This is a genomic window from Gracilibacillus lacisalsi DSM 19029, assembly GCF_000377765.1.
Lineage (GTDB): Bacteria > Bacillota > Bacilli > Bacillales > Amphibacillaceae > Gracilibacillus > Gracilibacillus lacisalsi.
The window spans coordinates 71,500-97,145 of the sequence record NZ_KB898662.1; the positions used below are offsets into that span (position 1 = coordinate 71,500).

Annotated in this window: 26 protein-coding genes; 13 read left to right on the forward strand and 13 right to left on the reverse strand. The window is 36.6% G+C overall.

What is annotated here, in order from left to right:
• Positions 1 to 210: 210 nt before the first annotated feature.
• From D569_RS0100295 to gloA2, 4 genes are all read right to left on the reverse strand, one after another.
• Entirely contained in the window at positions 211 to 2,205 is a 1,995-nt protein-coding gene (locus tag D569_RS0100295) for an O-antigen ligase family protein (RefSeq protein WP_083938964.1), read from the reverse strand.
• 43 nt (positions 2,206 to 2,248) lie between these two features.
• Positions 2,249 to 3,106, reverse strand: coding sequence for a D-amino-acid transaminase (gene dat / locus D569_RS0100300; RefSeq protein WP_018930390.1), 858 nt, complete (start codon positions 3,104 to 3,106; stop codon positions 2,249 to 2,251).
• A 359-nt stretch (positions 3,107 to 3,465) separates the two neighbouring features.
• On the reverse strand, positions 3,466 to 4,440 hold the full coding sequence (locus tag D569_RS0100305) for an NAD(P)H-quinone oxidoreductase (RefSeq protein ID WP_018930391.1): 975 nt from the start codon (positions 4,438 to 4,440) through the stop codon (positions 3,466 to 3,468).
• A 301-nt stretch (positions 4,441 to 4,741) separates the two neighbouring features.
• Positions 4,742 to 5,125 (reverse strand): SMU1112c/YaeR family gloxylase I-like metalloprotein, encoded by a 384-nt coding sequence (gene gloA2 / locus D569_RS0100315; protein ID WP_018930393.1) that lies wholly within the window; start codon positions 5,123 to 5,125, stop codon positions 4,742 to 4,744.
• A 334-nt stretch (positions 5,126 to 5,459) separates the two neighbouring features.
• Here gloA2 and D569_RS22240 point away from each other — a divergent pair, with 334 nt between their 5' ends.
• Genes D569_RS22240 through D569_RS0100330 form a run of 3 tightly spaced genes read left to right on the forward strand, consistent with a single transcriptional unit; the run spans position 5,460 to position 8,667 of the window.
• A complete protein-coding gene (locus tag D569_RS22240; RefSeq protein ID WP_018930394.1) occupies positions 5,460 to 6,332 on the forward strand; it encodes a glycoside hydrolase family 16 protein in 873 nt (290 codons plus the stop codon).
• A complete protein-coding gene (locus tag D569_RS22245; protein WP_018930395.1) occupies positions 6,332 to 7,708 on the forward strand; it encodes a glycosyltransferase family 2 protein in 1,377 nt (458 codons plus the stop codon). Before D569_RS22240 ends, D569_RS22245 begins: the two co-directional genes overlap by 1 nt.
• 11 nt (positions 7,709 to 7,719) lie before the next feature.
• A complete protein-coding gene (locus D569_RS0100330; RefSeq protein ID WP_018930396.1) occupies positions 7,720 to 8,667 on the forward strand; it encodes a polysaccharide deacetylase family protein in 948 nt (315 codons plus the stop codon).
• Between the two features lie 21 nt (positions 8,668 to 8,688).
• Here D569_RS0100330 and D569_RS0100335 read toward each other — a convergent pair whose 3' ends face one another.
• Positions 8,689 to 9,972, reverse strand: a complete 1,284-nt coding sequence (locus D569_RS0100335; protein WP_018930397.1) for a purine/pyrimidine permease — start codon at positions 9,970 to 9,972, stop codon at positions 8,689 to 8,691.
• 240 nt (positions 9,973 to 10,212) lie between these two features.
• Here D569_RS0100335 and D569_RS0100340 point away from each other — a divergent pair, with 240 nt between their 5' ends.
• The 7 genes from D569_RS0100340 (at position 10,213) to htpX (ending at position 18,097) form a co-directional block, all read left to right on the forward strand.
• Positions 10,213 to 10,731, forward strand: coding sequence for an HXXEE domain-containing protein (locus D569_RS0100340; RefSeq protein ID WP_018930398.1), 519 nt, complete (start codon positions 10,213 to 10,215; stop codon positions 10,729 to 10,731).
• Positions 10,732 to 10,861: 130 nt separating this feature from the next.
• Positions 10,862 to 11,365, forward strand: coding sequence for a sigma-70 family RNA polymerase sigma factor (locus D569_RS0100345; protein ID WP_018930399.1), 504 nt, complete (start codon positions 10,862 to 10,864; stop codon positions 11,363 to 11,365).
• On the forward strand, positions 11,355 to 12,224 hold the full coding sequence (locus D569_RS0100350) for a hypothetical protein (protein ID WP_018930400.1): 870 nt from the start codon (positions 11,355 to 11,357) through the stop codon (positions 12,222 to 12,224). Before D569_RS0100345 ends, D569_RS0100350 begins: the two co-directional genes overlap by 11 nt.
• Before the next feature lie 578 nt (positions 12,225 to 12,802).
• Positions 12,803 to 15,724, forward strand: coding sequence for a rhamnogalacturonan lyase family protein (locus D569_RS24975; protein WP_018930401.1), 2,922 nt, complete (start codon positions 12,803 to 12,805; stop codon positions 15,722 to 15,724).
• A gap of 114 nt (positions 15,725 to 15,838) precedes the next feature.
• Entirely contained in the window at positions 15,839 to 16,114 is a 276-nt protein-coding gene (locus D569_RS0100360) for a hypothetical protein (RefSeq protein ID WP_018930402.1), read from the forward strand.
• 135 nt (positions 16,115 to 16,249) lie between these two features.
• Positions 16,250 to 17,035: an SDR family oxidoreductase gene (locus D569_RS0100365; protein ID WP_018930403.1), complete on the forward strand. Its 786-nt coding sequence runs from the start codon at positions 16,250 to 16,252 to the stop codon at positions 17,033 to 17,035.
• Between the two features lie 156 nt (positions 17,036 to 17,191).
• Positions 17,192 to 18,097: a protease HtpX gene (gene htpX, locus D569_RS0100370; RefSeq protein ID WP_018930404.1), complete on the forward strand. Its 906-nt coding sequence runs from the start codon at positions 17,192 to 17,194 to the stop codon at positions 18,095 to 18,097.
• Positions 18,098 to 18,165: 68 nt separating this feature from the next.
• Here the strand turns inward: htpX and D569_RS0100375 are convergent, their stop codons facing one another.
• The 3 genes from D569_RS0100375 to D569_RS0100385 all read right to left on the reverse strand — a co-directional run bounded on the left by D569_RS0100375 (position 18,166) and on the right by D569_RS0100385 (position 20,226).
• Positions 18,166 to 18,756: a class I SAM-dependent methyltransferase gene (locus D569_RS0100375; protein WP_018930405.1), complete on the reverse strand. Its 591-nt coding sequence runs from the start codon at positions 18,754 to 18,756 to the stop codon at positions 18,166 to 18,168.
• Between the two features lie 75 nt (positions 18,757 to 18,831).
• Positions 18,832 to 19,728: an NAD(P)/FAD-dependent oxidoreductase gene (locus D569_RS0100380; protein WP_018930406.1), complete on the reverse strand. Its 897-nt coding sequence runs from the start codon at positions 19,726 to 19,728 to the stop codon at positions 18,832 to 18,834.
• A 63-nt stretch (positions 19,729 to 19,791) separates the two neighbouring features.
• Positions 19,792 to 20,226, reverse strand: a complete 435-nt coding sequence (locus tag D569_RS0100385) for an Rrf2 family transcriptional regulator (RefSeq protein WP_018930407.1) — start codon at positions 20,224 to 20,226, stop codon at positions 19,792 to 19,794.
• Between the two features lie 164 nt (positions 20,227 to 20,390).
• On the opposite strand from D569_RS0100385, the gene D569_RS0100390 reads away from it, so the two are divergent.
• Positions 20,391 to 21,305 (forward strand): VanW family protein, encoded by a 915-nt coding sequence (locus D569_RS0100390; RefSeq protein ID WP_018930408.1) that lies wholly within the window; start codon positions 20,391 to 20,393, stop codon positions 21,303 to 21,305.
• Positions 21,306 to 21,739: 434 nt separating this feature from the next.
• On the opposite strand, the gene D569_RS0100400 is transcribed toward D569_RS0100390, so the two are convergent.
• From D569_RS0100400 to D569_RS0100425, 5 genes are all read right to left on the reverse strand, one after another.
• On the reverse strand, positions 21,740 to 22,378 hold the full coding sequence (locus D569_RS0100400; protein ID WP_018930409.1) for a LysE family transporter: 639 nt from the start codon (positions 22,376 to 22,378) through the stop codon (positions 21,740 to 21,742).
• 32 nt (positions 22,379 to 22,410) lie between these two features.
• Positions 22,411 to 22,725 (reverse strand): hypothetical protein, encoded by a 315-nt coding sequence (locus D569_RS0100405; protein WP_018930410.1) that lies wholly within the window; start codon positions 22,723 to 22,725, stop codon positions 22,411 to 22,413.
• Between the two features lie 324 nt (positions 22,726 to 23,049).
• The gene (locus tag D569_RS0100410; protein WP_018930411.1) at positions 23,050 to 23,457 is read right to left on the reverse strand and encodes an NUDIX hydrolase; all 408 of its coding nucleotides are present in this window, start codon (positions 23,455 to 23,457) and stop codon (positions 23,050 to 23,052) included.
• A 34-nt stretch (positions 23,458 to 23,491) separates the two neighbouring features.
• On the reverse strand, positions 23,492 to 23,665 hold the full coding sequence (locus D569_RS24550) for a hypothetical protein (RefSeq protein WP_018930412.1): 174 nt from the start codon (positions 23,663 to 23,665) through the stop codon (positions 23,492 to 23,494).
• A gap of 195 nt (positions 23,666 to 23,860) precedes the next feature.
• Positions 23,861 to 24,052 carry a hypothetical protein gene (locus tag D569_RS0100425; RefSeq protein ID WP_018930413.1) on the reverse strand — a complete coding sequence of 64 codons (192 nt, stop codon included), beginning with the start codon at positions 24,050 to 24,052 and terminating at the stop codon, positions 23,861 to 23,863.
• A 157-nt stretch (positions 24,053 to 24,209) separates the two neighbouring features.
• Between D569_RS0100425 and D569_RS0100430 the strand changes: the two genes are divergently transcribed.
• Positions 24,210 to 24,650, forward strand: a complete 441-nt coding sequence (locus D569_RS0100430) for a YtoQ family protein (protein ID WP_018930414.1) — start codon at positions 24,210 to 24,212, stop codon at positions 24,648 to 24,650.
• A gap of 290 nt (positions 24,651 to 24,940) precedes the next feature.
• Positions 24,941 to 25,630, forward strand: a complete 690-nt coding sequence (locus tag D569_RS0100435; RefSeq protein WP_018930415.1) for a FadR/GntR family transcriptional regulator — start codon at positions 24,941 to 24,943, stop codon at positions 25,628 to 25,630.
• Positions 25,631 to 25,646: the final 16 nt, after the last annotated feature.

A 25,646-nucleotide genomic window follows, 5' to 3' on the forward strand; every position in this document is an offset into this window, starting at 1 on the left:
ATAGCGATTACATAAAAGTATCATTACAATAGCATCTTTTAAATGTTTCTTCAAGGTAGTATGGTTTCAAAAGGAATCAAAAATATAAAAGCCTAATCTCCCACTATCACTTAGCAGGAATTAGGCTTCTACAATTACTCTATAACGAAAGGACGTACTAGGTATAACTACTAGATATTTTTAGTTAATCCTACCACAACTGATAACTCGCTATTCATGAGAAAGTAAGGTTTTCGCCTTCACTATATCTTTCTCTATGGCATCCGTCATTTCAAATCCGCGTCTATTGTGGTCTTGTCCAATGGGGTTCTTTTCAAATTGCTCATATTGACTTAACATCCTGTCATAGGTTGCGATCGCAATCTTTGCATACCTATTACTTTCATGTTCCCCAGCCAAGTCAACGGAAAGAGAGATAATCCCTTGATAAATTCTCGAATCAAATGGGTCCAATTCTAATGCATCCCGATATTGATATAATGCATCTCTTTTTTCATTCATTTTTTCTAGTAATACGCCGGATTGATAGATGACTTGCGAATTCATCGGTTCCAACGCTACCATTTGATATATCGCATTTTTTGTCTTCCTTTTGTCCTTTTGATTGGTTAATGTATCACTTAACTTATACCAGTATTCTGTATCAAACTGATTATAACTTGTTGCCTCCTCTAGATACTGTTCACGTTCTATTAGATTATCAGTATTCATGGCTTTTTGATAAGAAAAATCTGCTTGCATAAAACGATAAGCAAAGGTTAGGGCAAATAACAGAATGATTGCATATATCCCTAATGAATAGAGCGGCCATTTTTTCAGTCGCTTTGGTTCAGCAAATGTTCTTAAACCCATGGCGATTAACCAGAAAATCATAAAAACAACAAATCCATATGCAAAGTTAAAATCGATAAAGCTGTGAGCCAAAATCGTAGCTAAACTTAATAAAATCGCAATATAAAGCGATCTATCATCAGCAAAGCGCATCGTTTGCCATATGCGGAGGATGAGATAAGCTAAAATACTAATCGTGATTAAAAATCCGGGATAACCTATATCTATGATCATTTCGATATATGCATTATGTATTTTTTTAGCTTGATAAGGTAATTGTTGATAATTACGATAGATAGATTCCCAGGCTTTCCCTCCTTGCCCTATCAAAGGGGCATCCAAACTCGCTTCCATTGCATCTTCTACAATAAGCACTCTTTCTCTTGCCGTCGAACTATCACTAATACTTGCCATTCTTTCTTGCAGATTGGCAGGTAGTTGCTTATATATCAATCCTTGATTAGCTAGGTCGAAACCAAACAGAACACCGAAAAAAAGGACGATTACAGGTAAAATACCTCGATGAAACTTTTTCAGTCTAACGTTTAAATCTAGTTGATAAATCCACCAAATGACCAAAAAGGATATTAAAGACAGGACAACCATGCTGATACCCGTTAGAAACATATTCCCTTTTTGTAAAAGGATAAATACCAAAATTCCGCTCAACATGGTTATCATAGTATTTAGAATATAACGTAATTGATGAGGAAACGAGAAACAACAAATTCCGATCAACCAGACAACCGGAAAGACAAGATACATACCTCTTGAATAGGATTCTAGAAAAGCTACGATAAAAGCAGTTAACGGAAAAGCGTAAAAGAATATCCTTCGCCCTTTTTGCTTTTTATTAAGCAACATAACTAACCCAAACATATAGAAAACAATCATCACCATGCCGAAAGTATTCGGATATTGAAAGACACCAGCAAATCGATCTTTGATAAATGCCCCTGGAACATCTAACAATCCGAATTGATTAAGTAACATATGGAAAGCAATCAGAACACCAGTAGCATAATAAATATAAGGAGCAAGTTGTCTTATTTTAGGATGTTTGTTGATACTCCAATACAATAAATAGAAAAAACTAATATAAGTAGTCCAACGAAAGACCATGTTAAACGCACCTTCGGGATGCTTAGCTTGAATTAATGAGATGAGATAGCATATTGGAATAATTAAGATAAACATAAGATCATTCCAAGTAGTGAAATCCTGATCATACAAAACCCTTAGCAACAACAAAAAGGAAAGCACGTAAATGAAAATATGTATCATATACAAATCCGAATCAAAATACAATCCCTGTTGTAAAGGAGAAAACATAAATAGTAACGAAAGCAAAACAAAGAAGAACCAACGCATCATAAACCTCCATCAATTGGAACAACGGGACAGTGGAAATGTCCCGTTATTCTAGAAAATCATATACTCGTTTTCGATAATATTGCTGCAGTCTTTTCGTTATTTCCCCTATCTGATTATGATCAATAGGTTGATGATCGATTTGTGTGATCGGTACTATTTCTAAAGGAGTTGCCGTAAGAAAACATTCATCAGCCTCTTGCAATTCGTCTACTGCTATTTCTCTTTCTTCAACAGGAATAGCTAGTTCTTCAGCAAACATCAAAACTTTTTTCCTAGTGATACCACCAAGTATATAGTTATTGGTTGGATGTGTATGTATCACACCATCTTTAATCATATAAAAATTAGAAGCACCGCATTCACGAACAATGCCATCGCGATGAAAAAGCGGTTCATGATAGCCATTGCGCTGTGCTTTTGTTCGTGCAAGCACATTACCTAATAAATTCAATGACTTAATATCACAACGGAGCCAGCGTATATCATCTTGCAATGTAACCTTTACCCCTTTTTCCCACATTTCTACTGGCTGTTCAAAACGATCAACCGTCGCATAGAAAATCGCATCTAATTCTTCCATATAGACATGATCTCGGGGCTGCATACCTCTTGTTACTTGCAAATAGAGTTTGCCATCAGCCATAAATTTATTTTTTTCGGTAAGTTGCTTTAATAATTGCTTTATTTCAGATCGGGAAAATGGTGCTCGAATTGCCAATTGTTCCATCGAATAAAACAAACGATCTAAGTGCCAATCCAAAGCATGAAGTTTTCCATCATATAAACGAATAACTTCATAAACACCGTCCCCAAATTGATAGCCACGGTCTTCAAAAGAAACCATTACATTTTCCGATTTACGCTCCACTATTTCATGGTTCCACAACATATAATCAGTCATTTTCATTACCTCCTTTGTTGTATTATTTTAACATATGAATACGTTGAAAGAGCGGAACGAAAACAAAAATTTGAAGTTGGATGTAGACTTTTTTGGACAATTCGGTCTTGATTTATTTCATATAATTACCTCTTCGAAAGTCAATTCGGCAAAATTTTCGTTATTTCCCGGGAAATGGACACGTAAACTGGTTGACATGACTAGCAAAGAGAGTGAGCCAAAAGAGTAATTATATAGAGAAAATCCGAACATTAATGTCTGCGTGCACGTAACACTTCGTTCAGATTGTTCGGATTATCGTTTTTACTATTTAGTTGTGTCCCACCCTCTAGATTTATCAGCCTTTCATTGCATAATGTCTATACTTGCAAAATGATTTTTCCGATATTTTTGTTCGCTTCCATATGTTGATGAGCCTTAGCAGCTTCAGTAATTGGAAAAGTAATGTCGACTACTGGTTGGACTTTTCCCTGTTCAAAATAGGTGAATGCCTTGTTGATAAACTCTTTGCTTAGTTCTGCTTTATATTCGTCACTTCTTGGCGTCAGTAATGTTCCTGTTAATTGAATTCTTTTTGCCATTAGATCCATCAGGCTTACCTGATTTACTGTACTGCCACCCAGTACACCAATCAACACCCATCTGCCATCGACAGCAATACTCTTGTAATTTTTCTCCCAATAGCTTGCTCCCACAAAATCAAGGATTACATCGACACCCTTTTGGTTAGTTGCTTGTAATACTTCCTCAGCAAAATCCTGTTCCTTGTAATTAATCACTAAATCAGCACCTAATTTGCGACAATAGTCCAATTTCTCTTGGGAACCAGCCGTTGTAATTACTTGTGCATTGGAGATCACTTTAGCTAATTGAATGGCAGCTGTGCCTACTCCACTTGCTCCTGCATGAATCAAAACAGTTTCAGCTTCTTGTAAATTAGCGATCCAATAGAAGGTTTGATAAGCAGTTAAAAATACTTCTGGAATGGCAGCTGCCTCTTCAAAACTTAAGGCATTAGGAACCTTCATCGCTCTGTTTGCTGGCATTGTTACTTTCTCAGCATATCCTCCACCATTCACTAATCCCATAACTCTGTCACCTTTTTTAAAATCAGGGTGACCATTAGGTTCTGCAACTTCACCAGCTACCTCTACACCTATAATCGGATTCTTGGCATAACCTAATCTACCTTCCCGATTTAAAATATCCGTTCGATTTACTGCTGTAGCGTGCACTTCAATTAACAGATCTCCTGTTTCTAATGTTGGCTCAGGCATTTCTTTATAAACTAATTGCTCCGCTCCGCCTGGTTCTTTTGCTATAATTCCTTTCATTTTTATCCTCCTTGTCAAAGTTACTTTAAAGCGTAGAGCAGCTTACTCTACGCTTTTTGATATGCTCTTCGTTCTGCATATTCTACACATTTATAACAAACCGGGATTTTTTCATCCTTGTCATTGTAGTAATAACTTGGCTTAACAGGCTTCTTCCCACAAACACCACAACTTTTCCTGCGAAATATTCGTGAAAGAAACTTCATATGACCGCTCCTTATTATCCAGTTTGTACCTATACGAGATACATTATCTATTATACCTCATGCACCTCACATCACTAAAGTAATGCGTTTTCTCGCTAACATTCATAAATCTCAATAGGTAACTGATCCGGATCTTGAAAAAAAGTGAAACGTTTATTCGTGATTGGATCTACTCTTATTTCTTCTACTGGTATCCCCTTTTCTTCGAGAACTGCTGCAGTCTCTTTTACATCCTCCACCGAAAATGCGAGATGTCTTAATCCACATGTCTCTGGAAAGCTAGGGCGCTCAGGTGGATCCGGAAAAGAAAAGAGCTCCATCACATATCTATCATGTAAAGCCAAATCTAGTTTATAAGAATTACGTTCTTCTCGATATACCTCTTTTATGATCGATAGTCCTAACTTATTCACATAGAAATCTTTCGAAACCTGGTAATCAGAGCAGATTACCGCAATATGATGAATGTCTCTAAACATAACAACACGCTCCCTGTTAAAGTGAGAATTCTCTCAGTGATCGACATTTTGTACCTTAACAAACGAATCATTGCTCCTATTGTACACAAAATATTCCTCACAATAACAGAGAAAACCTTTTAAATGGCAAAAATTGATGAAATCGTAAGCAAGCAAACGATTTGTTCTATAAAAAGAACGCAAACAACTTAATATTCTTTAAAAAGAACGATTTTGAGGTTTTTCTTTATAGGTAAAATAGACTATACTTAATTCAGTTCTTTATAAAGAACAGAAAGCGCGAATTATTTTTCTACCGTTCTATATATAACATATCAATATGGATGTGATAACGATGAACAAATTCACCATTTATATTTTCGTTCTATTGCTAATTATACTACCAGGTCTTCCTACAGCGAATCATTATTCACAAGTTGAGGCGACCAAAGCATCCGTTTATGACTTTCGATTAAACACTCATAAGTCAAACCAAATCGACAGTTTTACCAAACAATTAGCAATAAAAAACAAATACATAGAGGATGGTTGGAGTTTAGTTTGGCAAGACGAATTTAATCAAAAACAGTTAGATCCAGATCTTTGGAACATCGAAAATTGGGCTGCTCAAAAAAACAATGAACTGCAATTTTATACACCAGATAATATCAAGGTTTCAGATGGCAAATTGCAACTTATCAGTAAAAAACAAAGATATAAGGGGCGATCATACACATCGGCAGCGATTCATTCCAAAGACAAATTCTATTTCCAATATGGGAAAGTGGAAATGCGAGCGAAACTACCAAGTGGACAAGGTATCTTCCCAGCTTTTTGGATGATGCCAAATATCGACAACACCTGGTTACCTGAGATCGATATTATGGAAATGCTGGGGCACAAGCCGAATGAAATTTGGATGGTACAACATTGGTTAAATGAAGATCAACAGCTAAAAAGTAACGCTGACCACTTTGTAGGTGATGATTATTCACAGGACTACCATACTTTTTCGATTGAATGGAAACCTGGCTCAATCACCTGGTTAATTGATGACAAAGAAAGATTTCAATCCACTCAATCGATCCCTCAAGAAGATATGTATTTATATCTGAACACTGCAATTGGTGGAGATTGGCCAGGTAGTCCTGATGATACAACGGTTTTCCCTCAAGTATTTGAAGTAGATTACATTAGAGTCTATCAACAAAAAGGAGCGAACCAGTAATGCTATTGAAAATTACCCTTGTTTTATTCTTATTCTATATCTTTTTTCAATTACTGTATATACTCTATCCACTATACGCCGTCAGCAAGAAACAGAAAGCTACTAGATTAAATCAAGAAAAAGGAATTACTGTTATTATACCAGCTTATAATGAAGAAAAAATTATCCTAAACTGTCTGGAAGGGATTGTGAATTTACAATATCACAATTATGAAATCATTTTTGTAAATGACGGGTCAAACGACAATACATTAGCAATCTTAAAAAAACATTTAGACCTCAGGCCAACATTTCAAAAATTACCAGCTGTCAAAATACCACATCAAGAGATTAAAGATATCTATCATTCCGAACTATTTCCAAAAATATATCTAATTGATAAAGTTAACGGTGGTAAAGCTGATGCATTAAACACAGGAACTGAATATGCCGCTAAGGAAATTGTAGTAACATTGGATGCCGATAGCATACTGGATCCAAATGCTCTAAATGCGATCAACACAACATTTGCAGATAAGGACATCATCGCTGCAGGTGGTATGGTTCAAATTAAACAAGGTTTTCTCGGCAGTATTTTAAAGCCTAAACCCACCTTTAAACTGAAAGGAATCATTCGTTATCAAATTGTTCAATATATGACCGCATTTTATTTACACAAATTAACGCAAGCAAAACTTAATTCTATTATAGTTATTGCTGGTGCTTTCGGGGCGTTTCGAAAACAAGCTTTATTTGATGTTAATGGATATCGCAAAACAGTTGGAGAAGATATGGATATTACACTAAAAATGCACAGGTTAATAAAGACAAATAAAAACTATCGAAATAGCAAATTAGCATTCATTCCCCATGCAATATGCTACACCGAATGTCCTGAATCCTTTAGTGAACTTTATAAGCAAAGAATTCGCTGGCAAAAAGCATTTGTTGATTGTGTCTTCTATTTTAAAAAATCATTTTTTCGTCAATTAGGATTTCGTCTATCCTTCTTTTTCATCTTTGAGTCATTACTATTAGGAACATTGAATGTTTTTCCAATTATGTTGATACCTATTGCTCTTATTATAAACAGTAATCATTACATGGTAGCTGTGGCACTGTTCTCGGTAACTATCTTTCTTTCCATCTATCAAAGTATCGTGACCATTATTGTCGGAGAGCGATTTGGAATAATTTATTCTAATAAACATTTAAAAAAATTAATTGTTTTTATTCCTTTCGAAACTATTACGTACCGTTTGATGGGCTTGCTGTTCGTTATAACAGGCACGTTTATGTATTTCAGAAACAAAGACAGCTGGCACGTTTCGAAACGGGTCGGTAATAGTCAACATTCAATTCCTATCGAAGTTAGACAAGACAAACATGCAATATAGGAGGGTAGCATATGATTCGTAAACACCTATTTAATATCATATTTACCGTTATTTTTTTAGGGCTTTTTTCACTTATTATTAATCTTTATTATGATGATGTCTCACGTGCGTTATATGAAAATGAAATTTTTCCTGCAGATAAAGGGTTTGATATCCTGGCTTGTCAAAATTGGCGAAATGAAATGCGACAATTCCATGTTTCAGATGAAGATAAAGCAAAGCAAGTCACTGTATTAATGTATCACCGCGTGATCGAAGAAGATCAAATTGATGATATTCACCTTGAAACAAGTGGTGATTTAGTCTCTACAGTAATGCTGAAATCTGAATTTGATATGCAAATGCAATTGTTAAAGAATGAGGGATTTACAACACTTACCTTAAAGGAATTAGAAGCATTTATTGAAGGAAAAATAGATGTGCCAAAACATAGCATTGTCCTAACTTTTGATGACGGTTTTAAGGACAATGCTGTGGAAGTGGCTCCAATTCTTCGTGAACATGGCTTTACAGGAGTCAGCTTTGTTATTACCGGAGTAGTCAATTTGTATGATGCAAAATATGAACCTGGTAAGTACCAATATCTCAGCGTTGAAGATATACAAAATACTTGTGATGTATTTGAATTCGAAAGCCATACTTATAATTTTCATAAAAGAATGGACGATCACACCCCTTATTTAATCGGAAAACCGGATGAGTTGGTACGCAAAGATTTAGAAACAAGTATCATTAACCTCGATGGCAACACACAAGCATTTGCCTCACCTTACGGAGCATTTGATGAAAACAACATTCAGTTATTCCAAAAGCTAGGATTCAACATGGCTTTCACCGTCGTTCCTGAAACTGTCCGACCAGGCACAGACATCTATCAAATTCCGAGAAAAGAAGTTTATCCTCATGAAACCATCATAGACTTCAAAGAAAAAATTGGATTACAGGACGGAGATACTTAATTGTAGTCCCGTCCTTTTCCCCTACTCACGCCATAGTTGCTCAAGAAGGATAACAAGTGCTGTCCCTACTAGGAGACCATTACTCATAATATTCTGTATAAGTAGTGGAAATTCTGAGAACACCTCTGATGGTAGAAACATAGTCCCCATCCCGATCAGATAAGCAACTCCTAAGATTGTCATTCTTCTATTATCCAATGGCTGGATCGTGACATTGCGTATCGCCAAGCCAACAAGCTGGACAAAAGATGCCATTAACGCTGCATTTGCAATAGGTGCCGGAATCGCCGAGATAAAAGCAACAATAGGCGGGAAAAAGGCAAACAATATTAACAAAAAGGATGCATAGATAAACGGTGCTTTTCGTTTTTGCCCTGTTAAGCCAATAAACCCAGCAGAAGTAGACAACGGCACATTAGCAATCGAAGAGAAAACGCCTGATAAGCCGTGATTGATACCAAAAACTGCTGTCCCATGATTAATTTCCTTACGGCGGTCCTTCCCTTCATTTCCCAATACTTGATCAACCGCAACTACCGATGCAATCATATTCGAAAGTAATATCACTGCGATTAACAATGCAATCGGAATCACGCTAATATTAAAACTCGGCATACCAAAAGCGAACACGTCTGGCAATGCAAACAGCTGTACATCCCCAATAGCAGGTGCTTCCCCTTCGACGAGAATAAAAATGATCCATCCAATCAATATCCCAATGAACATCGAATAATTTTTCAACCATCCTTTAGCAAAAAAGGATAAACCTAAAACTACTAAAAAGATAAACGTAGCAATCAATGCTTCTTTCACTTGAATATTGCTCGATTCACCTTGCAAACCTAGCATTCCTTCCAAAAAGGTGCCACTTAACTGCACTGTTAACAGGAAGAAAAAAGTTCCTGTAACAAGTGGTGTAAAGATAGGTAAAATGAATTGAGAAATTTTAAAAATACCAAATATAAACAAAAATATGCCAGTTAATATCATCGTTGTTTGTAATAACTGAAGCGTTCCATCAAGTGATCTACCATTTTGCAAGCCGGTAGCGGCCATTACCGAGAAAATACTAATCCAAATCCCAGCAGGTCCTTCCATAATCGGCATTTTATGTCCAATGATACTTTGCAGAAAAGATGCAAGTCCTACTACAAAAAAAGTCCGTTGCATCAGTCCAGCTATTTCAGCAAAGCTCATTTCAAATATCCCACCTATTACAATTGGTAAAGCAACTGAACTTGCTAGAAGAAAGATAAACCACTGGATTGTTTCCATTGACGTTTTAACTATTTTTTGTGTATTCAAGATAAACGCTCCTACTCTATCTATTTCGCTTCACATATCATATCACGGGTGTGATTTTTTAACAAAATACTGATACCACTCTTGAACGATCTAAACAACCAACTTTTTATAGGAAGGCTAGATAAGTAATATTATTCACTGGAATATTGTGTAAATCATTAGTACAATTAAAATATTAACTCATATAAGAATGACATGAGACATGTCATAAGGTATTAAAAATGAAGTAGGAGGAATGGGATGGATATTTACACATGGATTGTATCTTTTGTAATCATATTTATGCTTCATAATCTGGAAGAGATCATCATGATCGAAAGCTGGTTTAAAAAATCTTACCCTCGAGTTAATAAGAAGATTCCTGCATTTGCTCAAAAGGAGCTCAACCAGTATAAAGACATTACATCCTCCCAGTTTTCTGTCGTTGTTTTTGTGTTTTCCGTTATTACCTCTATCTTTATATTAATCTCTGTCATAACAGAACATTATTTTATATTTATAGGGGTAAACCTCTTTTTTGCTTTAAATATCTTTACTCACCCATTACAGTCATTGTTTTTAAGGTGTTACACTCCAGGTGTCTGGACAACAATATTGCTGATTCTTCCCTATAATATTCTGCTTTTCTATCATTACTACAAGGCTGGTATTTTAACAGTAAACACGATTACTGGCTCATTAATTGTGATGATCCTTTTAGTACCTGGATTTCTCATCAGCCACAAAATTGCCGAGAAGTGGATAAAATCGGCACATTAAATATTCCTTACAAGAAAGGTTCTTTACATAAGAACCTTTCTTTTTTAATGCGAAAAGTGTAATGTTTTCGTATAAACGTCGTCTAATAAGTAAAGAACAACCAAAGACAGACAAACAGGGAGGTCACGAAATGGATGAAGAGTTAATTACCGATTGGTTTGATGCCTATTCTGATGATATCTATCGATTCCTGGTCTATTATACGTCCACATCAGATGTCGAAGATTTAGTACAAGAGGTATTCATTAAAGCAATCGATCGATATGATTCTTTCAAGGGAGATTCCAGCCCTAAAACCTGGTTATTTTCCATTGCCCGTAATTTAGCGATAGATGAAGCAAGAAAACAAACACGACAAGATTGGCGCAAACTGATTAAAACCTATGAGCATAAAATCGACATATCTCCTGAGGATAAACACCTTTTGACTGAAAAAAAGCTGGAGCTGCACAAAGCAATCACAAAACTCAAGCAGGATTACCGGGATGTTGTTATCCTTCGCGGAATCGAGGAGCTATCTGTAACGGAAACAGCAAATATTTTAAAATGGTCTGATTCGAAGGTAAGAGTTACATTCCACCGTGCTTTGAAAGCTTTAAAACTGCAAGTGAAGGAGGTTTATTATGAGTCATAACGAAGACGAATTAATAAAGGAGCTTAAAGAATTGAAAACAAATGCCCAGTTAGATCCAGAAAGAAAGGAATCGATGAAAATAGCACTACAAAAACATGCCAAGAAAAAGCGGTCACGATCAAAGGCAAAGCACACATTCATCTGGTTGTCGAGTACTGCTGCGGTTTTGGCTTGCGGTGTAATCTTGTATACATTTATAAATAGTGACCAAATCACGCTCCCTGCTGGTGATAACGAGCAAAGCGAAGAAATTGGTAATACTGGAGAGGATGCAAAAGACCCTAATGATATGGAAGGATTAGGTGTCGAAGATCCGGATAACAATGATACTTCAACAGCAGAAGAGGAGGAAACACCAGAACAAGATGACCCCAGTGGTGAAGGAGTTAGTCAACAGGAATTTAAAGTAGATCAATTAGGTAAAGAGACGCGAACGATCTCGATCGAAGGAACAGAAGAAGAAACATCTGTATACAATTATCGCATGGATCCATATGGTATTGAATATCAGGTTGATACCTATTATGGAGAATATGCGATCGAGGAAAATACAGTAAGGCACCATGACAAGAATAATTATACATCGATTCGGCTATACGTCGAGGAAAACGCAACAATAGAGGAGCTGGCAAATGAATTTGATGCACGATATAATGAAAACTTCAACAATGTAAGTGAGATTATGGAACCAAATGATGGCGAGAATCCTTATTCCGGTTTAACTCAAAATGCCGGTTCACAAGAATATTACCTTTATCAGATAGATGATAATGTACTCGTAATTGAATACGAGCAATCTAACCCTGAAGCAAGTGATGGATCTGCACGGCTTCAGACTGTTATTGAGTCGATACGATAATTGCTATGCAGCTTCAGTGTAAATGTATACGCTGAAGCTGCATTATTGTATGGTTCTTGATAAAGTGAGACTATGATCAGAGGGGGATTGCCTCACTGTTGCTAGCGAAACTTATCAGGATGTCAGCATCTGTTATCCCTAAACACTTGAAGCTTGAAGTGGAGATTGTACAGATGTTTAGCACCGTAATAAAAACGACATTGAGTTACCGCATCAGACAGATGTTAGATCTATTTTACTACCCAATTAATGTGTTAACGATTTTTATCTTGTCCCCTTCTATATCTCATTCACTAAAAATCAGATATCTTTGTATAAAAACCAGACATTTCCTTGACGAATCTATTCTACTTCTCTAATCTAAAAACGTAATCAAGAAATCCGGATCCTTGATTGCAGTTCACGCACTTATTTATTTCTGCAGAAAAATGTAAGCGTTATCATCAATTAGACCTATGACATATGGACCCACTAAAATTTAATAAAGGTGGTGATACATCCTTCTTCCTCGCTAACAGCATAGACCCCAACATAAAGTAATCTAAAATAATCCAAATAATAGGAGGGTTTTTCTTTTGATGAAGAAAATTTCCATCGTCCTGATTACTGTATTAGTGGTTAGTCTACTTCCAAACAACTTAACAAATTCTCTTGAGGCAGAAACAACTGATGGTTACTTATTTGACTTTGGCTCCGCCGATAGCCCTGTTGCAGATGGCTACTCGCAGGTGCCTAATACCTTACTTTATGATGAAGAAAGAGGTTATGGATTAAGTGATACGGTAGATAACCGTGATCGTGGTAACCCGGATGATATGCGCCGTGATTTCGTAATCGGCGCTGATTACTCTTTTATCGTCGACATACCAAACGGAGACTATTTCGTGCGTATTGTTGCCGGTGATGATATCGCCTTCAATCGTTCCAGTTTTATCATTAATGGTGAGGATTATGGCAATATAACATCAAGTGGTGGTGAATATGCCGAGTTAACAACCGATGTAACGATTACCGATGGAAAACTAACCATTGATATCGGGGAAAATGGACGAATTAATGGGCTGGAGATTGTTTCTATGTCTCAAATTGACAGTCTGACAGTAGACTCTATTTCCTATGCTGCAGATAGTGAAGTAGCTTTGTCATGGCAAAGTGATCCAAACGCTAATTATTATAATATTTATCGCAAAGGAGAAAATGATGAAGACTTCGAGAAAATAGATGAATCCACAGAGGCAAATTATACCGATACTACCGTAGAATTAGGCTACAGTTACACGTATGCTGTAACACTTGTGCATACATCTGGTATCGAATCAGAGAAAAGTAATGAAGTATCTGCTTCGATTATCAATGAGGATGCGGAAAAACCACAACCTCCAAGTAATTTGTCTGTAAGCAATGCGGAGCTTGATAACATCACATTAAACTGGAATGCTGTCGATAATGCTAGTCTGTATTATGTGTATCGCGCTAATTTTAACCCAGATGATTATCCAGATGGTGCTGTTGAATTTGAAAAAATCGGCACCACTTCAGAAAACAACTTTACCGATGACTCGATTTTAACGTATAACAACTACTATTATCAGATTCGTGCTGTAAATGAAGGTGGTATTTCAAATCCATCGAACACCACAGAATCCCCGGTAACCGAAGTGAAAAAACGCCAGATGGAACAACTGGATCGCGCGTTAGTGGCAGTTGAATCAGACGATGGTGTTTATGTCGGATGGAAGATGCTTGGCACCGATCCAAAAGGCGTCAAATTCAATTTGTTCCGAGACGGCAAAAAAGTAAATAAGAAACCAATTGAAAACAGTACCAACTTTTTGGATGAGGATGGAACAGCAGATTCTACCTATCAAGTGAAAATTATTAAAGGCAGTGGTGATAAAATTACCAAAGAAGTTAATGTTTGGTCTGAAAACTACTTAAGTATTGCATTAGATAAGCCTGAAGGTGGTACAACACCAGATGGAGTTGATTATACGTATAGTGCCAATGATGCTAGTGTTGGTGACCTTGACGGAGACGGTGAATATGAAATTATTTTAAAATGGGATCCGTCCAATTCACAAGACAATTCCCGTTCTGGTTATACCGGCAATGTCTACCTTGACGCTTATAAATTAGATGGTACCAAATTATGGCGTTTAGATCTTGGACATAACATTCGAGCTGGTGCTCATTATACCCAGTTCCTTGTATACGACTTTGATGGCAATGGCAAATCAGAAGTTGTGTTAAAAACTGGTGATGGTACCGTCGATGGCGAAGGGAATGTGATTGGAGATCCTGAGGCTGATTGGCGAAATAGCAGTGGATATATTTTAGAAGGCCCTGAATATCTCACCGTATTTGAAGGGGAAACAGGCAAAGAATTGACAACTACTGATTACACTCCTGCTCGTGGCAATCTTAATGATTGGGGAGATAACTATGGAAACCGTGCTGACCGCTTCCTTGCAGGTGTTGCCTATCTTGATGGGGAACGTCCAAGCATTGTAATGGCACGTGGTTACTATACACGTTCCGTACTTGTTGCTTACAATTGGCGTGATGGTGAGCTAACCCAAGAATGGATTTTTGATAGTGATGATGAAGGTAATCAAGACTATGCTGGACAAGGAAATCACAGCCTTTCAGTAGCAGATGTGGATCAAGACGGAAACGACGAAATCATCTACGGTGCAGCAGTTATTGATCACGATGGTACCGGTCTTCATACAACAGGATGGGGACATGGGGACGCACAACATGTTAGTGATTTAAATCCAAATCGCCCAGGTCTTGAAATTTTTCAAGTTCACGAAAATAGATCAATTCCTATTGGTTACGGTATCCGCGATGCTGCTTCAGGTGAAAAACTATTCGGTGTAGATCTTAATGCTGATGTAGGTCGAGGACTTGCTGCAGACATCGATCCACGTTATGATGGTGCCGAATTCTGGGCATCTGGCGCTTGGGATGGCAGTACCGGAAATGGTCTTCATGCCGCAGATGGAGAACTGATTTCCCAAAATACACCTAGATCTGTTAACCATGCTGTCTGGTGGGATGGTGACCTTGGTCGTGAACTACTAGATCATGATTTCGATCAAGATAATGATCCGCACGGGGTCGGCCGAATTGACAAATGGGATTATGAAAAGGAAGAGCTTGTAAACCTATTAACTCCAGAAGGAACACGAACAAATAATTGGACGAAAGGAAACCCTTCATTACAAGCAGATTTAGTTGGTGACTGGCGTGAGGAAGTGATCTGGCCATCAGCTGACAGCGAAGAATTACGCCTATACACGACGACTGATATAACAGAAGAAAAAATATATACGTTAATGCATGACCCTGTTTACCGTCTTTCAATCGCATGGCAAAATGTTGCCTATAATCAGCCACCACATACCGGCTTTTTCTTAGGGTACAATATGGAGGAACCTCCACGCCCTGCGATTGAAACAGGCGATGAATTGTTTGGTCCAGAAAAAAATAAGTAATTACTATTAAGGTGAGAGTATCTGCTCTCGCCTTTTTCATTGTTTTCCCTATGCATAATTACCTTGGTATTTCTGCAAATTATAACTGTGAGGAATTACAGAGGAGGCGTAACATTGAAAAAAGGGAACAATATCTCTAGTTTGCAAGATCAAAATCAGCTTGCGCAAGCTCAACAGTCCATTCTCCATTTACAGCGAGCAATTAATCAGGCTAAAAGTCATATGAATGAAGATATTTTGGAACAAATCAAACATTCCATGGACAGAGCAGAGCGTTCATTAACGCAAGCAGAGAACGTTACGGATGATCAAAATGCGCTAAACTTAGTGCGCCAAGAATTAGTACAGCAACAACAAGTTTTTCAAGACTTAACACAACAAAACAGATAAACGCTGTGACAAGAATCATCACCAAAGCTACAGACAATTTTACTGTCTGTAGCTTTCCTCTTTTACCAATCGTATGTGTAAGAAAGAGATAAATAGGGAAAGTTTAGGTAAAAGGAACATAAGGAGGCAGTATCCTTGAATCAGCGATTTAAAGATAAAGTAGCTGTAGTAACTGGTGGGAGTTCGGGTATTGGTCGTGCTTCTGCCATCCAGCTTGCAAAAGAAGGTGCAAAAATATGCTTAATGGATTTAAAGGAAGAACAAGCAGAAAAGGTAAAAAAAGAAATAGAAAGAGACGGTGGTGAAGCACTCATTACCGATGTTGATTTATCCGATCCTGTAAGAGTCGAAAAAGGCATGAAAGAAGTAGTTGATGCCTGGGGAAGAATTGACATCATTTTTGCCAATGGTGGTATAAACGGTGTGCTTGCACCGATAGAGGATTTAACTCCCGAAGATTGGGACAAAACAATTCATACCAACTTAAAAGGAACCTTTCATACGGTTAAATATGCAATACCTTTTATGAAAGAGAGAGGCGGCAGTGTGATCATCACAAGCTCTGTCAATGGTAATCGCGTTTTTTCTAATTTCGGGATGTCGGCTTACAGTACATCCAAAGCAGGACAAATGGCTTTTGGTAAAATGGCTGCATTAGAATTAGCCAAATATAAAATAAGAGTCAATATTATTTGTCCTGGTGCGATTGAAACTAATATCGGTAAAAACACGGAGAAAACACCCGAACTAGATAAGATTAATATCCCCGTTGAGTACCCTGAAGGAGATAAACCATTAGAACATCAACCAGGAAAGCCAGAGCAAGTCGCAGACCTAGTGGCCTTCCTCGCTTCCGATCAATCGAATCATATCACTGGGACAGAACTATTTATTGACGGTGCAGAATCATTGCTGAGATAATCTATTTAGGCTTATCGTTATTGTTATATGACGATAAGCCCTTGTTCTATGAAAACAGGGAAGTCTCTTATTTTATCTAATAATCAAAATTGTTTCCTAGAGGCAAAAATATGATATGATATAAGATGAAGATTTCACCGAATTGGAGGTTAGGAAATGGGGAAGCGTTTGTTTTTGTTTATCTTGACAAATATCTTGGTGATGACAACGATTGTTATTGTATGGTCAGTAATCACTAGATACACTGATCTTGGTGGTTCCTATTATAGTGGGGGAACTATCAATTATACAACTCTCATGGTCTTTAGTTTGGTGGTTGGTTTTACGGGTGCATTCATCTCACTAGCTATGTCCCGTTGGATGGCTAAAATGATGATGAAAGTAAAAGTAATTGACCCAAGCCGCCCAGCATCAGCTCAAGAACGTGCCGTATATGAAAAGGTAGAGAGATTATCCCGTGCTGCTGGACTGGCACACACACCGGAAGTTGGAATTTACCAATCCAGAGAAGTAAATGCTTTTGCAACTGGCCCAACGAAAAAACGTTCACTGGTTGCTGTTTCTCAAGGACTGTTAGACACAATGGATGATGATGCCGTAGAAGGTGTTATTGCACACGAAGTAGCACACGTTGCAAATGGCGACATGGTAACAATGACGCTTTTACAAGGTATTGTTAACACATTTGTTGTGTTCTTCTCCCGAATCGCAGCCATTATCGTATCGCGATTTGTCCGTTCAGAAATTCAATGGATCGTACAATTTGTAGCGATAATTGTCTTCCAAATTTTATTCTCTATTCTTGGAAGTTTTGTCGTAAGTGCCTACTCACGACACCGAGAGTATCACGCTGACCGTGGTGGAGCCGATCTAGCGGGACGTGACAAAATGGCGCATGCATTACGCTCACTAAAAATGTATGTTGATCGCGCCAAAATCGATGATCGTACCGACGATTCCGCAATCCAAACGATGAAAATCAGTGGAAAAAGCGGCATGATGGCATTAATGTCTTCTCACCCACCACTAGAAGATCGTATTGCAAAACTGGAACAACGATAATATGAGACAAACAAGGAGCTGTCCGGTAAGTTTTAAATAACTTATATGGGCAGCTCCTTTTTTTGATTTTACCTGTTAGCAATAATAATGTACAAATCATCAGTCGGTTGCAATTGCTGTATCACCCTGAATCCTGCCTTCTTAATTTCTTGTTCCATGAGTGATGAAGAAATTCTCGGATGGTTATCAGAATCTTCTTCTTTCTTTTCAAATTCAACACAAACGAAATATCCGCCAGGTTTAAGGACTCGCTTCACTTCCTTTAATGAAGCGGACAAATCTTTCACCTCATGTAAAACAATTGAAGCTAATGCGATGTTAACGGAATGAGTAAGTAGCGGTATATTATTGATACTTCCTTCCACCGTTTTGATATTTGTTATATTTTCTTTCTTTGCTTTGGTATGGACAAAGTCTAACATTTTAGCATCGATATCTAATGCGTATACCATTCCTTCCACCATTTTAGCTGCTGGAATGGTAATATATCCTGTACCTGCTCCTAAATCTAAAATATTATCCTTTTTATCAAGAGGAACCATACGCAGCAACTGTTCTGGTGGTATATCCCCTCTTTTCTCAGGGTTATCAAGAAATTCAACTTTTTTTGCGAAATGTGCCATTCCTTCAGGACCATACTCATTTTTATCCACATCCATCAATCTCCTTTTTAATAATATGATACTTGAAACTTGAAATAGCGGCTTACAAACAGTTAGCACGTGATGAAAGTATTAAAAATCTTCGTTAATTAAATCACTTACTACCCCAGCCGCAACTTTACTACCTTCACTTGCCGCAACAATTAATTGAGGCATGGAAAAGGTAGTATCTCCACTAGCATAGATTCCATCAATATTCGTCCGTCCAAGATCATCTGTTTCAATGCCACCCATTTCAGTGATACTACATCCCAATGACTCTGCTAAAGATGATGCTTGCTTTAATTCACTAACTACAAACCCTCCTTCCCTCTCTATTTCCATTCCATTTATAAACTTCACTTTTTGTAAGTAGCCTTTTTCTCCATGCAAAGCTTCTATCTCATTTTCCACGATCTTGATATTTTTGTTTTCTAATAGTTGTTTTTCTTCCTCAGAGAAAACCTGTTTTCCGTTTGTACATACCACAAGATCACTACTCCAATTAGAAACCATTTTTGTCAAATGGATAGCACGATCGTTTTCTGCAATAACAACTAGTCGGCGATCTTTTAATTCCCATCCATCACAAAATGGGCAAATGAATAAACTCGTGCCATAAAATTCATGAATTCCGGCTATTTCTGGTAATACATCTTGAAGTCCAGTTGCAAGAATAACCTTACTCGAACGATAGGAACTTCCATCATCTGTATAAATAATAAAGGATTCATTTTCTTTTTTTATATCTATTACTCGTTGGTTTTCCACCGACAGGTTCGGGTATTTCGCCAAGTCCAGCTTAGCGATTCGTTTGAATTCTGAAGGTTTGATCCCATCTCTTGTGATAAAACCATGCGATTCATGAGTTACAGCATTTCTAGGTTTATTTTCATCAAACAAGATGATCTTCTTCTTAGCCCTTGCAAGTACTAGAGCAGCATTGAGTCCTGAAGGTCCTCCACCAATAATGACACAATCTAATAACATGTATTCTCCTCCTAAAAATAAGTACATTAGAGACTCTTAATATCTATAATTAAAGTAAAAAAATTATGATGATTGTTCGTTTACTATTTTTTGCTGTTCGATTTGTTTTGCAATATCCACAATATATTTCTTATCTAAGTCATCTTTCATCTTTCTTTCTGCTTCAATCATGACATTTTCAATTAAACAATCGCCATTTTTATTTTCTTCATGTTCCAGCGAACAGCTAAATAAGGTTGTTTCCCCTTCAATAGCATGAATAACATCTAAAAAGGAAATTTCTTTCGACCGTCTGATAACACTATACCCTCCATTAACTCCAGGAGTTGATTCAATCAATCCTGCTTTGACAAGCTTCGTTAAAATTTTGGAAAGGTATGTTGGTGAAAGATTTTGTATTTTTGCTAATTGATCTACTCCAAGTGATTTTCCTTTTGGTGCTAATGTTAAATAAGCCATTGTGTGTAGTGCATAGTTTGTGGCTCTGGAATATTTCATAACTTTTCCACCTCATAGATATATTAGAGACTCATGTTGTCTGTAATTGATATTAAACGAAACTGACATAAAACACAAGCTATTTACTCCATTTTATTATATTTGCAATTTCTCACATGAAATCATGCCTCTGAAACATACTAAAATTAGGAGGCAACTAGCAGATGAAAATGACCTATTTAACAATCTTTTTTTTACTATTCACTCAAACCAATGTTTCGCATGACTTGGTAGTAACGTACAAAGGGAAACCAATTGCGAGTATCAATCGAACTGATTTGATGGTTCCCTATTTAGACGATCCGCTAATCGATGATTCTAAGTTTAGCGAGTTCACAGAAGAACTTGGTGAAAAAATCTCGCAAGAACCTGTAGATGCAACGATCGACGATGATGGAATAATTGTTCCTGGTCAAGAAGGATATACGTTACACCGCCAAAAATTCACAGAACTGTTTTACACCAATTTTTTCGAAAAGGATGCTATCCGAATAGAAGCACCAATACTTAAATTGCATCCCAGAGTGGACAGTGAATTACTCGCCGATATTCGAACGCAACAAATAGGGCAATATATTACCTATTTTAATGCGAATAATGAAGAAAGATCTCATAATATTTCTCTTTCAGCAGAAGCAATTAATAATCATGTTGTATTTCCCGGTAAAACCTTTTCTTTTAACGAAGTGGTTGGAAAAAGAACGAAAGAAAAAGGATATTTGCCTGCTCCCGAGATAGTGAAAGGGGAATTAACAGAAGGTATCGGCGGGGGGATTTGCCAAGTGTCCTCCACTCTATTTAATGCTGTTGATCGTGCAGGAGTAGAAATTATCGAGCGATATTCTCATAGCAGGAAAGTTCCTTATGTTCCACCTGGACGTGATGCAACAGTTAGCTGGTACGGACCTGATTTCACATTTAAAAATAATTATAATCAACCTTTGCTTATTCGTTCTAAGGCCATTGATGGTAAAGTAATCATCAATATATACTCTTCTGATTTAGTGGAATACACTCCACGCAAAGTACCTAACGCATCAGATCAACTTCCAAAAGAAATAAAGATATTCAGCAATTAGCTACAGTTGGAATCAGATATTATTAGAATGCGTCCGTAATCAAATGAGATACTATTAGTTTTACGAGAAAAACTGCAAAATAAAACTGTAAGATTTCCCTGTAAAACGGAATTAACAGGGAAATCTGTCCAAGCAAATGAACAGATTTCCGCGTAAGGAGTTAGCTTTTTATTATTATTGCAATTGTTTATTGCGAAATTCAGCTTCTTTATTGCGAAATTGCACTCGTTTATTGCGAAATCCCGCTCCTTTATTGCGAAATTGCAATTGTTTATTGCGAAACTTATATCTCTACTTATGTTATTTCTTTTTTGACTTTCCAAATACTCCTATCGCAATAGCTACAGCAACAGCTAAGGCAACCCAAGAACCTACTCCCATTACCATCACCACCTTTAATATATCCATACGTTTCATGGATAAGGAAGTTTCATTTAGTAAATATCTATAAAAGTGATGATAGCTTGATAACCAAAGTTTAATCCGAATATCCATAATACAATGCCAGCTATGATGGAAATCCATTTGATGATTGTCTTATTAATTCTTTTACGGCTAAAATGGGCTATTGCCGCCATGGAAACATCCCAAATCATGATTCCAATAAATATAGCACTGCTGTACAGAAGTGCCTGTTGCTTTCCAATTGTATGTACTGCCTCTGTCAAAACCGATCCATATATACCAATCCAGAAAATAATATTTAATGGATTCGAAGCTGCCAGTAAAAAGCCCGTTACAAATGACTTTATCGGAGGTTCATATTGATTACTCTCAGCAAGTGTTATCTTCTTTTTGGAATCACGAATACTCTCATATCCCAAATAACTGAGAACTAAGCAACCTAAAGTCCACATTAATAATTTTGGAATAGGAGTCGTCAAATAGTCCGTAATACCATAGTAAATGATCAACATAAATAGGACATCAGCTAACATACCACCAATGCCAACAAGCCATGCATTTAGAAATCCATGATGAATTCCTTTGTTAAATTGCGCAATATTAATTGGACCAACCGGCGCAGAAAGTGATATACCTAAAAAAATATATGAGATGATGATACTTATCATTGTGTTTTCTCCTAATTAATTAGATTGACTTATTAGTCGATAATTTCTACATCCTTTATTTTATTTTTATTGCAATTCCAAACGTCTTCATCACTTCTTGGTATCGCAAACCAAACCTTTACGTTTTGTCCTTCTTCAAATTCACTAATTTTTTCTACTTTGCTTTGAACACACTCTATTGTAATCGTTCCTTCTTCTTTATTTACTTTCTCAACCTTACTTTCTCTTATCACTATTTCCGGGCTTAAAAAATCCTTAAACAATAGCCAGAAAAAGAATGCAACAACAAGCACAATGACTAGGACAATGGATATTAGTAACAATTCTTGTTTTACATGTTTATCCATTTCTCCCTCCTTCACCATTTAATCTTTCTTTTAAAAAGATATCCTTGTTATTCACTATTTTAAAGTTGCCTTTATAATGAGAAATTGTGGGCACTTCATTAGACTATTATATTTTTTCGGTGATTGTACTTTAAATTTCATGGTAGGCAGTGGTTCTATTAATCCTTCAATCTAAAAATATTGTTGAGTTTTGTTTATAATTTCATTTAAAGGTCTTCGATAAAAAGGGACCTTATATAATTTACCTTCTTTATTCCATGTATCGATAATTAATTCTGTTGAAAAATATTTGGCTTTAGGAAGTAATTTAATATCACGTCTTATTCAACATTCCACAAAAAATGGATGCAGATGTTCATTTAAACAATACTCCATTCGATTTCTGAAAGTATGCCATGTAACCATCTCAAGTGCTTGGTTAATAGGAAAGAAACCTACCTCTAAACTTTCAAGACTAGTTGTTAATTCTCCACCGATCACTTTTCCTAAAAACAATGCGTTACAAATAGAACGACTTACATTTTGATACATGCCACAATATTTTTCTATATCAATATCTATACCTGACTCTTCCTTTGTTTCCCTAATTGCAGCGCTTTTTATTGATTCTCCCTCTTCTACTTGACCTCCAGGCATTTCCCAACCTCTTTTTGGGCTTTTCACTAACAAAATCTCATTTTTATCATTTAAAACACAGGCAGAAGCCGAAACGATATGTTTTGGTGTCGCCATCATCCTCACTCCTCAATCTTGAAATGATTTCTTTTTAAAATATAAAATTGGCAATCATGCCTAATACGATCATAATCGCCATTCCACCGAATAGGAAATACCCGATTATTTTAATTGGGAGTGGTAGGCGTCTACCTCTAGTTATAGGAACACCTTCGACCTTCTGTTTATGCTCTATGACATCGTTAAAAGATTTATTTGGAGACATTATGACCTTCTCCCTTCATTCTAAAAATCACCTATTCTTAAAACTGTTAAAAACTACAAATGAAAATAATAATAGTAAAACAACACCGACTCCAAGTACAATATTCATTATCATTTTTCCATAACCCCCTTCAATATCATTTACTAGATAGAGACTAGGAGCTATCTCTCTTACGAACAATATCTCTCAAGGAAATTATCTAGAACTCGGTTTCTTCATTAAGATTATTCCGTTTGCAACAGCTCCAATGAATCCACTGAAAACAAAGATATATGCTACAACTAAGGGGGTTGATACAAGGGACTCGGTCAGTAGTCTAAATAAACCTGCAGCAAAAATAAGCAAACTACTTACAAGCGTGATAATAGCCCGAGTTTTACTTTTCACACTTAGTCCCTCCTAATTATTTCCTAATAAAAGGTTAACATATAATTTAACATAAGTTAAAAATCACTTCAGTAGACATACACTAGTATTCTATTTTTGAAAATGGAACCCTTTTTTTATATCATGAAAGTAATAATAATAAGAGAGGGGATTACATATGCAGCTAACTGTTTATTTAGCGGGACAGATTCATGATGATTGGAGAAAAGAGGTAGAGCAAAAATCGAAAGAAAAAGGACTTCCTTTAACTTTTGTAGGTCCTCAAACAAATCATGATCGTTCAGACAATGTTGGCGAGGATATACTAGGTGAACAACCTGGTAAGCTTTATAAAGACGATGCAGCATCAGATATAAACAATTTTCGAACACAAGTCTTAATGAAAAAATCTGATATCGTGATTGCGCTTTTCGGGGATAAATATAAACAATGGAATACCGCAATGGACGCAAGTACTGCAATTGCGATGAACATACCTACCATTATTGTCAGACCAGATTCACTTATACATCCATTAAAAGAGCTTTCCAACAAAGCGAATGTAACCGTTGAAACTATTGATCAAGCTATTGAGGTCATCTCCTATATTTACGAATGAAACACCGTGCTATAAACACGAACATTTTAAAATGTTCGTGTTTTTTGTTCACTGAAGTGTATTTCTCTTGCTTAGATAATCAACGATATCCAAGGAAGAGAATCTGATGAGGAAGTAAGGTAAATAGTCCGAATATGTCCTGTACTTTCTACGTCAACCTCTTTATTTATCCCTTTTCTACTACTCTCTAAAACTCACATTTTTATTATTGTCATACTTATTATCGATTTGTCATACAAATCTAATAATTGTTTAACAAGTGAAGATGTCCCTATTAGTTGGAGGAAATCATGAAAAAGAATGGAGAGAAAAAAGTAGCACAAAAAAGTGAAATTATCGACATTATTGTGGAATGCCTGTCAACAAAAAGAAATCTGCCTTCAGAAAAAGAATTAACAGAACGACTTAGTGTCAGCAGACCTGTTTTACGAGAGTTGTTACGTGAATTTGAGGCAAGCGGCATTATCGTACCTACACAAGGAAAAGGAAGAGAAGTGCGATTTCCTGATGTCAGCAACTCCATATTAGGTGGCTGGAACATTCTACTTCGTGCAAGACCTGCATCCTTACTAGAACTATTAGAAGTACGATACAACTTAGAGAGGGGGTTTTTACCTTCCGCCATTGAAGCATTAACTTTAGAAGATTTACAGATGATGAGAGATTTGGTTAACCGGATGGAAGCAAAAGCACAGAAAAAGCGCATTTTCAAAGAAGAGGATCAATTATTTCACAGAATTCTTTATTCACGAACGAAAAACCTAATATTAGACCAATTGCTTCATGCATTTTGGGAATTGTTTGAGCAAAAAAGTGAACTGCATCATTCCGAAAATTTAATCCAAGCTGCAGCACTTCATCACCAACTTTATCAAGCTATTCTAACGCAAAATATCGAGGAAGCAGAAAAATTATTAGAATTGCAGTTTCATGATGTTAGACAACGGATTATCAACATGATGGAGACAAATCCTAATTAAAGGAGGAATCAGAATT

What these genes read in the sequence shown, in the direction of transcription:
- D569_RS0100295 (WP_083938964.1), bottom strand. Translation starts at nt 2,205, where the DNA reads ATGATGCGTTGGTTCTTCTTTGTTTTGCTTTCGTTACTATTTATGTTT.
- dat (WP_018930390.1), bottom strand. Translation starts at nt 3,106, where the DNA reads ATGACTGATTATATGTTGTGGAACCATGAAATAGTGGAGCGTAAATCG.
- D569_RS0100305 (WP_018930391.1), bottom strand. Translation starts at nt 4,440, where the DNA reads ATGAAAGGAATTATAGCAAAAGAACCAGGCGGAGCGGAGCAATTAGTT.
- gloA2 (WP_018930393.1), bottom strand. Translation starts at nt 5,125, where the DNA reads ATGTTTAGAGACATTCATCATATTGCGGTAATCTGCTCTGATTACCAG.
- D569_RS22240 (WP_018930394.1), top strand. Translation starts at nt 5,460, where the DNA reads ATGAACAAATTCACCATTTATATTTTCGTTCTATTGCTAATTATACTA.
- D569_RS22245 (WP_018930395.1), top strand. Translation starts at nt 6,332, where the DNA reads ATGCTATTGAAAATTACCCTTGTTTTATTCTTATTCTATATCTTTTTT.
- D569_RS0100330 (WP_018930396.1), top strand. Translation starts at nt 7,720, where the DNA reads ATGATTCGTAAACACCTATTTAATATCATATTTACCGTTATTTTTTTA.
- D569_RS0100340 (WP_018930398.1), top strand. Translation starts at nt 10,213, where the DNA reads ATGGATATTTACACATGGATTGTATCTTTTGTAATCATATTTATGCTT.
- D569_RS0100345 (WP_018930399.1), top strand. Translation starts at nt 10,862, where the DNA reads ATGGATGAAGAGTTAATTACCGATTGGTTTGATGCCTATTCTGATGAT.
- D569_RS0100350 (WP_018930400.1), top strand. Translation starts at nt 11,355, where the DNA reads ATGAGTCATAACGAAGACGAATTAATAAAGGAGCTTAAAGAATTGAAA.
- D569_RS24975 (WP_018930401.1), top strand. Translation starts at nt 12,803, where the DNA reads ATGAAGAAAATTTCCATCGTCCTGATTACTGTATTAGTGGTTAGTCTA.
- htpX (WP_018930404.1), top strand. Translation starts at nt 17,192, where the DNA reads ATGGGGAAGCGTTTGTTTTTGTTTATCTTGACAAATATCTTGGTGATG.
- D569_RS0100375 (WP_018930405.1), bottom strand. Translation starts at nt 18,756, where the DNA reads ATGGATGTGGATAAAAATGAGTATGGTCCTGAAGGAATGGCACATTTC.
- D569_RS0100380 (WP_018930406.1), bottom strand. Translation starts at nt 19,728, where the DNA reads ATGTTATTAGATTGTGTCATTATTGGTGGAGGACCTTCAGGACTCAAT.
- D569_RS0100385 (WP_018930407.1), bottom strand. Translation starts at nt 20,226, where the DNA reads ATGAAATATTCCAGAGCCACAAACTATGCACTACACACAATGGCTTAT.
- D569_RS0100390 (WP_018930408.1), top strand. Translation starts at nt 20,391, where the DNA reads ATGAAAATGACCTATTTAACAATCTTTTTTTTACTATTCACTCAAACC.
- D569_RS0100400 (WP_018930409.1), bottom strand. Translation starts at nt 22,378, where the DNA reads ATGATAAGTATCATCATCTCATATATTTTTTTAGGTATATCACTTTCT.
- D569_RS0100405 (WP_018930410.1), bottom strand. Translation starts at nt 22,725, where the DNA reads ATGGATAAACATGTAAAACAAGAATTGTTACTAATATCCATTGTCCTA.
- D569_RS0100410 (WP_018930411.1), bottom strand. Translation starts at nt 23,457, where the DNA reads ATGGCGACACCAAAACATATCGTTTCGGCTTCTGCCTGTGTTTTAAAT.
- D569_RS24550 (WP_018930412.1), bottom strand. Translation starts at nt 23,665, where the DNA reads ATGTCTCCAAATAAATCTTTTAACGATGTCATAGAGCATAAACAGAAG.
- D569_RS0100430 (WP_018930414.1), top strand. Translation starts at nt 24,210, where the DNA reads ATGCAGCTAACTGTTTATTTAGCGGGACAGATTCATGATGATTGGAGA.
- D569_RS0100435 (WP_018930415.1), top strand. Translation starts at nt 24,941, where the DNA reads ATGAAAAAGAATGGAGAGAAAAAAGTAGCACAAAAAAGTGAAATTATC.